This window comes from Mycobacterium sp., from assembly GCF_049585075.1.
Taxonomy (GTDB): Bacteria; Actinomycetota; Actinomycetes; order Mycobacteriales; family Mycobacteriaceae; genus Mycobacterium.
Genome location: NZ_JBAUZA010000215.1, coordinates 1 through 9,988 on the forward strand (window position 1 = coordinate 1; position 9,988 = coordinate 9,988).

Genomic DNA, 9,988 nt, shown 5'->3' on the forward strand with positions numbered 1-9,988 from the left:
ACACCGGCCGGTTTGGAATTCTGCGGCGAACAGCTCGGACTGACCGGTGCCGAAGTCGCGGCGGTCGCGAGCTTCTACACCATGTATCGCCGCGGGCCCACCGGCGACTACCTCGTCGGCGTCTGCACGAACACGCTGTGCGCCGTCATGGGCGGCGACGCCATTTTCGAATCGCTCAAAGAACACCTCGGCATCGGCAACGACGAGACCACCGCCGACAGCTCAATCACCCTGCAACACATCGAATGCAACGCAGCGTGCGACTTCGCCCCGGTGGTGATGGTCAACTGGGAGTTCTTCGACAACCAGAGCCCGGAGTCGGCACGCAAGCTGGTCGACGGGCTGCGAGCCGGGAAACCCCCGGTGCCGAGTCGCGGCGCCCCGCTGTGCAAGTTCCGCGAGACCGAACGGATCCTGGCCGGTTTTCCCGACTCGCGTGCCGACGAAGGCCAGGGCGGTGCCGGCGAAGCCACGTTGGCCGGGCTGCGAATTGCCAAGGAACGCAACATGACGGCCCCGGCGGCCGAGGATTCAGGGGAAGGCCGGTAATGGCGTCGCAAACACCGTTGGCTCCGGTGCTGACCCGATACTGGGACGACCCGGAGTCGTGGACTCTTGACACCTATCGCCGCAACGACGGCTACCAGGCTTTGCACAAGGCCCTGAAGATGAAGCCGGACGACGTGATCACCGCCGTCAAGGACTCCGGGCTGCGCGGCCGTGGCGGGGCGGGTTTCGCGACCGGCACCAAGTGGTCGTTCATCCCGCAAGGCGACAGCGGTCCGGCGGCCAAGCCGCACTACCTGGTGGTCAACGCCGACGAGTCGGAACCCGGTACGTGCAAGGACATTCCGTTGATGCTGGCCACCCCGCACGTCCTGATCGAAGGCGTGATCATCGCGTCGTACGCGATACGGGCCAGCCACGCCTTCATCTACGTCCGCGGTGAGGTGCTGCCGGTGCTGCGGCGCCTGCAGAACGCCGTCGCCGAGGCCTACGCCGCAGGCTTCCTGGGCCGCGACATCGCCGGCTCCGGCTACGACCTGGAGCTGGTGGTGCACGCCGGCGCCGGCGCCTACATCTGCGGCGAGGAGACGGCGTTGCTCGACTCGCTGGAAGGCCGTCGCGGCCAGCCGCGGCTGCGTCCGCCGTTCCCCGCGGTTGCCGGGCTCTACGGCTGCCCGACGGTGATCAACAATGTCGAGACCATCGCCAGCGTTCCGCCGATCATCCTCAACGGCGTCGACTGGTTCCGGTCGATGGGCACCGAGAAATCGCCTGGCTTCACGCTGTATTCGCTGTCGGGGCATGTGACCCGGCCGGGCCAGTACGAAGCGCCGCTGGGCATCACGTTGCGCGAACTGCTCGACTACGCCGGTGGGGTGCGGGCCGGGCACAAGTTGAAGTTCTGGACCCCCGGTGGGTCGTCGACGCCGCTTCTCACCGACGAGCACCTCGACGTGCCACTGGATTACGAAGGCGTAGGAGCTGCCGGCTCGATGCTTGGCACCAAGGCGTTGGAGATTTTCGACGAGACGACGTGCGTGGTGCGCGCCGTGGCGCGCTGGACCGATTTCTACCGGCATGAATCGTGCGGCAAATGCACGCCGTGCCGCGAAGGCACGTTCTGGCTTAGCCAGATCTACGAGCGCCTGGAATCCGGCAAGGGCACCGCCGAGGATCTGGACAAGCTGAACGACATCGCCGACGCCATCCTCGGTAAATCGTTCTGCGCGTTGGGCGATGGCGCGGCCAGCCCGGTGATGTCGTCGATCAAATATTTCCGCGACGAATACGTCGCGCATGTCGAGGGCGGCGGATGTCCGTTCGACCCCAAGCTATCCATGCTCGTGCCGAATGGAGCCTCATGACGCAAACGGCTGACACCGGAGAGAAGGTCACTGAGCCGGAGTTGGTGACGTTGACCATCGATGGCACCGAAATCAGCGTTCCCAAAGGCACTTTGGTGATCCGAGCCGCCGAGTTGATCGGCGTGCAGATTCCCCGGTTCTGCGATCACCCGCTGTTGGATCCGGTCGGTGCCTGCAGGCAGTGTCTGGTCGAAATCGAGGGACAGCGCAAACCGATGGCGTCGTGCACCATCCCGGTGACCGATGACATGGTGGTACGCACCCAGTTCAGCTCCGACGCCGCCGACAAGGCCCAGCACGGGGTGATGGAGCTGCTGCTGATCAATCATCCGCTGGACTGCCCGATGTGCGACAAGGGCGGCGAGTGTCCGCTGCAGAACCAGGCGATGTCCAACGGCCGCGCCGACTCCCGGTTCGACGACGTCAAGCGCACGTTCGCCAAGCCGATCAACATCTCCTCGCAAGTGCTGCTGGATCGCGAGCGTTGCATCCTGTGCGCGCGCTGCACCCGATTCTCCGAGCAGATTGCCGGTGACATCTTCATCGAAATGTTGGAGCGCGGCGCCCTGCAGCAAGTCGGCATCTACGCCAACGAGCCGTTCGAGTCGTACTTTTCCGGCAACACTGTGCAGATCTGCCCGGTCGGCGCGCTGACCGGCACCGCTTATCGGTTTCGCGCCCGCCCCTACGACCTGGTTTCCAGCCCGAGTGTGTGCGAGCACTGCGCATCGGGGTGCGCACAGCGCACCGACCATCGCCGCAGCAAGGTGCTGCGCCGGCTGGCCGGCGACGAGCCCGAGGTCAACGAGGAGTGGAACTGCGACAAAGGGCGGTGGGCTTTCACTTACGCCACCCAGCCCGACCGGATCACCACTCCCCTGGTGCGCGATGCCGACGGCACGCTGGCGCCGGCCTCGTGGCCACATGCGGTGGCCGCTGCCGTCGAGGGGCTCAACTCCGCGTCCGGTGGTACCGGCGTGCTGCTCGGTGGTCGGCTAACCCTCGAGGACGCGTACGCCTACTCGAAATTTGCCCGCATTGCGTTGGGCACCAACGACATCGATTTTCGGGCTCGTCCGCACTCCAGCGAAGAGAGGCAATTCTTGGCAGCCCGGGTTGCGGGCAGGCCGCTCACCATCAGCTACTCCGATCTCGAGTCGGCGCCGGTGGTTCTGCTCGCCGGCTTCGAGCCCGAAGAAGAGTCGCCGATCGTGTACCTGCGGTTGCGCAAGGCCGCCCGCAAACACGGGCTGCCGGTGCACGCAATCGCCCCGTTCGCCAGCAACGGGTTGAAGAAGTTGTCCGGCAAGCTGATTCAGACGGTGCCCGGCGCCGAGGCCACGGTGTTAGACGGGCTGGCCACCGGCGAACTCGGTGACCTGTTATCGACTTCCGGCGCGATCATCATCGTCGGCGAACGGCTGGCCGGCGTTCCCGGCGGACTGTCGGCCGCGGCCCGCCTCGCCGACACCACCGGGGCGCGACTGGCATGGATACCTCGCCGCGCCGGAGAACGCGGAGCGTTGGAGGCCGGCGCGCTGCCCGGGCTGCTGCCCGGCGGCCGCCCGCTCGGTGACGAGACTGCCCGCTCGCAGGTATCAGCCGCTTGGCATGTCTCCGAGTTGCCTGCTGCCGATGGCCGCGACGCCGAGGGGATTTTGGCCGCTGCCGCCGACGGCACGCTGGGCGCCCTGCTGGTAGGCGGCCTCGAGGCCGACGACTTCGCCGATCCCGCCGCGGTTTTGGCCGCACTGGACGCCGCGGGCTTCGTCGTAAGCCTGGAGCTGCGACACAGCGCGGTGACCGAACGAGCCGATGTGGTTTTCCCGATCGCGCCCGCGGCGGAGAAGTCCGGGACATACGTCAACTGGGAGGGCCGGCACCGCAGCTTCTCGGCCGCCCTGCCCGCCACCGCCACACCGGACTTGCGAGTTCTCGACACCCTGGCCGACGAAATGGGGATCGACCTGGGGCTGCCCACCGTCGAGGCGGCTCGCGCCGAGTTGAATGGGCTGGGCATCTGGGACGGCCCGCACGGTGTCGCGCCGAACGTTGATGCCGTCGCGGCCCCGAAACCCGCTGCCGGCCAAGCGGTATTGGCCGGGTGGCGGATGCTGCTCGACGCGGGCCGGCTACAAGACGGCGAGCCGCACCTTGCCGGCACCGCGCGCCCGCCGGTCGTGCGGCTATCCGCAGGAACGGCGGACGCCATCGGCGCCGGTGACGGTGACAAGGTCACCGTCAGCACTGCCCGCGGCGCAATAACGTTGCCGCTGACCATCACCGAGATGCCCGACGATGTGGTGTGGCTGCCGTTGAACTCACCCGGCTCGGCGGTGCACCCGTCGTGGGGTGTGTCAGCCGGCGCGGTTGTGCAGATCGGGGTGAAGTCATGACGCGTCGCGACGATGCAGAGCGAAGCGATGAGGAGGAGCGGCGCCAATGATCTCCGGCTTCGGACACGACACCTGGTGGTTGATCGCCGCAAAAGCGCTCGCGGTGTTCGTCTTCCTGGTGCTGACGGTGTTGGTCGCGATCCTCGCCGAACGCAAGATCCTCGGCCGGATGCAGCGGCGATGGGGGCCCAACCGGGTCGGCCCGCGCGGGTATCTGCAGAGCCTGGCCGACGGCATCAAGCTGGCGCTCAAGGAGCCCATCACCCCGTTCGGCGTCGAAAAGCCGATCTTCATTCTGGCACCGGCCATCTCGACGATTCCCGCGATCACCGCCTTCGCGTTCATCCCGTTCGGACCGCAGGTGTCGGTGTTCGGGCACCGCACCGCGCTACAGGTGACCGACCTGCCGGTCGCGGTGCTGTTCATCCTGGCGCTGTCGTCGATCGGGGTCTACGGCATCGTGCTGGCGGGGTGGGCGTCAGGCTCGACGTATCCTCTGCTGGGCGGGGTGCGCTCCACCGCGCAGGTGATCTCTTACGAGGTCGCTATGGGGTTGTCTTTCGCGACGGTGTTCCTGTTCGCCGGGACGATGTCGACGTCCGGAATCGTGTCGGCCCAAGACCGGGTCTGGTACGCCTTCCTGCTGCTGCCGTCGTTCGCGGTCTACCTGGTGTCGATGGTCGGTGAGACCAACCGGGCGCCGTTCGACCTGCCCGAGGCCGAGGGCGAACTGGTCGCCGGTTTCCACACCGAGTACTCCTCGTTGAGCTTCGCGATGTTCTACCTGGCCGAGTACATCAACATGACCACGGTCTCGGCGTTGGCCGCGACGCTGTTCCTCGGCGGCTGGCACGCGCCGTTGCCGTTGAACATGTGGGCCGGCGCCAACAGCGGCTGGTGGCCGGTGCTGTGGTTCACCGCCAAAGTGTGGCTGTTCCTCTTCGTCTACTTCTGGCTGCGCGCCACCCTGCCGCGACTGCGCTACGACCAGTTCATGGCGCTGGGCTGGAAGATCCTCATCCCGGTGTCGCTGGCCTGGGCGCTCATCGCCGCGACGATCCGCACGCTACGCAACGAGGGTTATCCGCACTGGACACCGGCACTGGTCATTTCCAGCCTTGCCGTCACCGCAGTTCTGCTGGCTCTGCTGCGAAACCCCTTCGGCAGCAAGCGAAGCGAGAAGAGACGTCACGAACCACCGGTGGGGGCACAGCCCTTCGAGCCGGCATTCCCCACGCCGCCACTGCCGGGCCAGCCGCTGGTACCGGCGACCAAGGAGGCTGCTAATGGCTAAGTTCCTCAGTTCCCTCGCCGGATTCGGCGTCACGTTTGGGACAATGTTCAAAAGACCTGTCACCGAGGAATATCCGGAGGAGCCCGGACCGGTGGCGCCGCGCTATCACGGCCGCCACCAGCTCAACCGGTACCCGGACGGTTTGGAGAAGTGCATCGGCTGCGAGCTGTGCGCGTGGGCGTGCCCGGCCGACGCCATCTACGTCGAGGGCGCCGACAACAACGAGGGGGAGCGCTTCTCACCCGGCGAACGCTACGGGCGCGTCTACCAGATCAACTATTTGCGTTGCATTGGGTGCGGACTGTGCGTCGAAGCCTGCCCGACCCGCGCGTTGACGATGACCAACGACTACGAGATGGCCGACGATAACCGCGCCGACCTCATTTACGAGAAGGACCGGTTGCTGGCTCCGCTGGAGCCCGGGATGACCCCGGCACCGCACCCACGAGCCGAAGGGGCGACGGACGCCGACTACTACCGCGGCAACGTGACGTCAGAAGGCTTGCGCGACAAGCAGAATTCGGATGTCGAGCAATGACGAGTCTGTTGGCCGCCGACATCATCACCCGCACCTCCACTGGGGAGGCGGTGACGTTCTTTGTGCTGGGCACGCTGGCGTTGATCGGGGCGGCGGGCGTGGTGATGGCCGCCAACGCGGTCTACTCCGCGATGTTTCTGGCGATGACGATGATCATCCTGGCGGTGTTCTACATGATCCAGGATGCGTTATTCCTCGGCGTCGTCCAGATTGTGGTCTACACCGGCGCGGTGATGATGCTTTTCCTGTTCGTGCTGATGCTGATCGGCGTTGACTCCGCGGAGTCCCTGGTCGAAACACTGCGCGGACAGCGAGTGGCCGCCGTGGTTGCCGGTGTGGGATTCGGCATCGTGCTGATCGCCGGCATCGGCCGCGTTACCGCCGGCGGTTTCACCGGATTGACGAAGGCCAATGCCGGCGGCAACGTCGAGGGCTTGGCGACGTTGATCTTCTCCCGCTACCTGTGGGCGTTTGAGCTGACCAGCGCACTGCTGATCACCGCCGCCGTCGGCGCGATGATTCTGGCGCACCGGGAACGCTTCGAGCGCCGAAAGACACAGCGGGAGCTGTCGATCGAACGTTTCCAACCCGGTGGCCACCCGACACCGCAGCCCAGTCCGGGTGTCTATGCCCGGCACAACGCGGTCGACATGGCCGCGCGGCTCCCCGACGGCTCCTACTCCCGGATGTCGGTGCCCGACGTACTGGAACAGAGGACGGTCGAAGGTTTGGAAGTGCACGCGCGCGGGACAAACGGAAACGGTGCGTCATGAATCCGCAGAACTACCTCTACCTATCGGCGCTGTTGTTCACCATCGGAGCAGCCGGGGTGCTGTTGCGCCGCAACGCCATCGTGATGTTCATGTGCGTGGAGCTGATGCTCAATGCCGTCAACTTGGCGTTCGTCACGTTCGCCCGGATGCATGGTCAGCTCGACGGCCAGATGGTGGCGTTTTTCACGATGGTCGTCGCCGCCTGCGAAGTCGTGGTGGGCCTGGCCATCATCATGACGATCTTCCGTGCCCGCAGATCGGCTTCGGTCGACGACGCCAACCTGCTCAAGGGCTGAGTCGATGACACATTTGAGTTGGCTGGTCGTAGCTCTCCCCGCGGCCGGCGCCGCGATCCTGCTGCTCGGCGGCAGACGCACCGACCCCTGGGGTCACTTGCTGGGCTGCGCGACCGCACTGGCCTCGTTCGGCGTCGGTCTGACACTGCTCGTCGACATGCTGGGCCGGCACGGCGACGCCCGACCCATCAGCCAGAACTTGTTCAGCTGGGTCCCCGTCGGTGGTCTGCAAGTCGACGTCGGTCTGCAGATCGACCAATTGTCGATTTGCTTCGTGCTGCTGATCACCGGTGTCGGATCGCTGATCCACATCTACTCGGTCGGTTACATGGCCGAAGACCCCGACCGCCGCAGGTTTTTCGCGTACCTCAACCTCTTCCTCGCAGCGATGCTGTTGCTGGTCGTCGCCGACAACTTCCTGGTCCTCTACACCGGCTGGGAAGGCGTGGGCCTGGCGTCCTACCTGTTGATCGGTTTCTGGTATCACAAGCCGACCGCCGCCACGGCGGCCAAGAAGGCGTTCGTGATGAACCGGGTCGGGGATGCCGGACTGGCGCTGGCGATGTTCGTGATCTTCGCCAACTTCGGCACGCTGTCGTATGCCGAGGTGTTCGGCCAAGCGCCGGGGGCTTCCCGCGCGGCGCTGACCGCGATCGGGCTGCTGCTGCTGGCGGGCGCGTGCGGCAAATCCGCGCAGGTTCCGCTGCAGGCCTGGCTCGGTGACGCGATGGAGGGTCCCACCCCGGTGTCCGCGCTGATTCACGCCGCCACCATGGTCACCGCCGGGGTGTATCTGATCGTGCGATGCAACCCGCTCTACAGCCTGACGCCGGACGCCCGGCTCGGCGTGATCGTCGTCGGCGCGGTGACGCTGCTCTTCGGTGCGATCATCGGCTGCGCCAAGGATGACATCAAACGCGCGCTGGCGGCGTCGACGATGAGCCAGATCGGGTACATGGTGCTAGCCGCGGGCCTGGGCCCGGCCGGCTACGCGTTCGCGATCATGCACCTACTCACCCACGGATTCTTCAAAGCCGGCCTGTTCCTTGGCTCCGGCGCGGTGATCCACGCGATGGACGAGGAGCAGGACATGCGCCGCTACGGCGGGCTGCGCGCTGCGCTGCCGATCACCTTCGCGACATTCGGGCTGGGCTATCTGGCGATCATCGGACTGCCGCCGTTCGCCGGCTTCTACTCCAAGGACGCCATCATCGAGGCCGCACTGGCAGCCGGCGGAATCCGCGGCTACCTGTTGGGCGGGGCAGCGCTGCTGGGCGCCGGGATCACCGCGTTCTACATGACGCGGGTGATGCTGATGACATTCTTCGGCCAAAAGCGTTGGGCCGCAGAAGCACATCCGCATGAGGCGCCCGCGGTGATGACCTGGCCGATGATCCTGCTCGCGGTCGGATCGGTGTTCTCCGGCGGGTTGCTGGCCATCGGCGGCACGCTGCGGCACTGGCTGGAACCGGTTGTCACTTTTGAGGAAAGCTCACCCACGTTGCCGACGTGGGCGTTCACCACCGTCACCGTCGGCATCGTCGTGGTCGGAATTGGCGTGGCCGTCCTGCTGTACGGCCTTCGCAAGGTGGCCGATACCGCCCCCGATGACGTATCGGTGCTCACGGTCGCCGCGCGCCGCGACCTCTACGGCGACGCCTTCAACGAGGAGGTGTTCATGCGACCCAGTGCGCAATTGACCCACGCGCTGGTCGAATTCGACGACGAAGGTGTGGACGGCTCGGTCAACGCGCTTGGGACGCTGGTGAGCCGGACCTCGGACCGGCTGCGCGGATTGCAGACCGGGTTCGCCCGCAACTATGCGTTGTCGATGTTCGTGGGCGCGGCGCTGGTCGCCGCGGCGATCTTGGCGGTGCGACTGTGGTGAACAGCGCGGCGCTCGTGACTAACTTCCCGTGGCTTTCCGTGCTGTGGCTGGTGCCGTTGGCCGGTGCCATCGCCGTTATCCTGATGCCACCCGGATGGCGGCAAATCGCGAAGTGGGCCGGTCTGGCCGTCTCGGTGGCCGTGCTGGCGGTGTCGATCCTGATCGCCGTCGAGTTCAAGGCCGGAGGGCCGACGTACCAATTCGTCGAAACCCACCGCTGGATACCGGCATTCGGCGCCGGCTACACCCTCGGCGTCGACGGCATCGCGCTGGTGCTGGTAATGCTGACCACGATCCTGGTGCCCCTGCTGCTGGTGGGCGGCTGGAACGACGCTGCCCGTGCTGACGACCCGCTGCGCCCGGCTTCGCCGGACTTGCGATCGTCAGGTGGCGAGCGCCCGCGCGGCACCCAGGCCTACGTCGCGCTGACGCTGACCATCGAGTCGATGGTGCTGGTTTCGGTGGTTTCGCTGGACGTGTTGCTGTTCTACGTGTTCTTCGAGGCGATGCTCATCCCGATGTATTTCCTCATCGGCGGATTCGGCGGTGGCGCCCACCGGTCCCGCGCTGCGGTGAAGTTCTTGTTGTACAACCTGTTCGGCGGCCTGATCATGCTGGCCGCAGTGATCGGGCTGTACGTGGTGACCACTCAACATGGTCCGGGAACATTCGACTTCCGCCAGATCGTCGCCGCTGTCTCGTCGGGTTCGCTCGGCGCTTCTTCGGCGGTGCTCAAAGCGCTGTTCTTGGGGTTCATGTTCGCGTTCGCGATCAAGGCGCCGCTGTGGCCGTTCCACCGCTGGCTGCCCGACGCGGCGGTGGAATCGACACCGGCGACCGCGGTCCTGATCACCGCGGTGATGGACAAGGTCGGCACGTTCGGCATGCTGCGGTACTGCCTGCAGTTGTTCCCTGACGCCTCAACGTATTTC

9 protein-coding genes are annotated in these 9,988 nt (G+C 66.0%); all 9 read left to right on the forward strand.

The annotated features are described in order from the left end of the window. Positions 1-549, forward strand: a 549-nt coding sequence (gene nuoE / locus WB785_RS10435; RefSeq protein ID WP_424078947.1) for an NADH-quinone oxidoreductase subunit NuoE, incomplete at its 5' end; no start/stop codon positions are given. Continuing rightward, complete coding sequence (gene nuoF, locus WB785_RS10440; RefSeq protein ID WP_424078948.1) at positions 549-1,871, forward strand: NADH-quinone oxidoreductase subunit NuoF; 1,323 nt, start codon at positions 549-551, stop codon at positions 1,869-1,871. The genes nuoE and nuoF, both read left to right, overlap by 1 nt. After that, a complete protein-coding gene (locus WB785_RS10445; RefSeq protein ID WP_424078949.1) occupies positions 1,868-4,267 on the forward strand; it encodes an NADH-quinone oxidoreductase subunit G in 2,400 nt (799 codons plus the stop codon). Before nuoF ends, WB785_RS10445 begins: the two co-directional genes overlap by 4 nt. A gap of 49 nt (positions 4,268-4,316) precedes the next feature. After that, a complete protein-coding gene (gene nuoH / locus WB785_RS10450; protein WP_424078954.1) occupies positions 4,317-5,561 on the forward strand; it encodes an NADH-quinone oxidoreductase subunit NuoH in 1,245 nt (414 codons plus the stop codon). Continuing rightward, positions 5,554-6,099, forward strand: coding sequence for an NADH-quinone oxidoreductase subunit NuoI (gene nuoI / locus WB785_RS10455; protein ID WP_424078951.1), 546 nt, complete (start codon positions 5,554-5,556; stop codon positions 6,097-6,099). Before nuoH ends, nuoI begins: the two co-directional genes overlap by 8 nt. Continuing rightward, the gene (locus tag WB785_RS10460; protein ID WP_424078952.1) at positions 6,096-6,872 is read left to right on the forward strand and encodes an NADH-quinone oxidoreductase subunit J; all 777 of its coding nucleotides are present in this window, start codon (positions 6,096-6,098) and stop codon (positions 6,870-6,872) included. The genes nuoI and WB785_RS10460 overlap by 4 nt, the downstream gene beginning before the upstream one ends. Then, entirely contained in the window at positions 6,869-7,168 is a 300-nt protein-coding gene (gene nuoK / locus WB785_RS10465; RefSeq protein ID WP_324436806.1) for an NADH-quinone oxidoreductase subunit NuoK, read from the forward strand. Before WB785_RS10460 ends, nuoK begins: the two co-directional genes overlap by 4 nt. A gap of 4 nt (positions 7,169-7,172) precedes the next feature. After that, positions 7,173-9,056, forward strand: coding sequence for an NADH-quinone oxidoreductase subunit L (gene nuoL, locus WB785_RS10470; protein WP_424078953.1), 1,884 nt, complete (start codon positions 7,173-7,175; stop codon positions 9,054-9,056). A 14-nt stretch (positions 9,057-9,070) separates the two neighbouring features. Further along, positions 9,071-9,988: NADH-quinone oxidoreductase subunit M (locus WB785_RS10475; protein ID WP_424078956.1), on the forward strand; the 918-nt coding region annotated here is incomplete at its 3' end.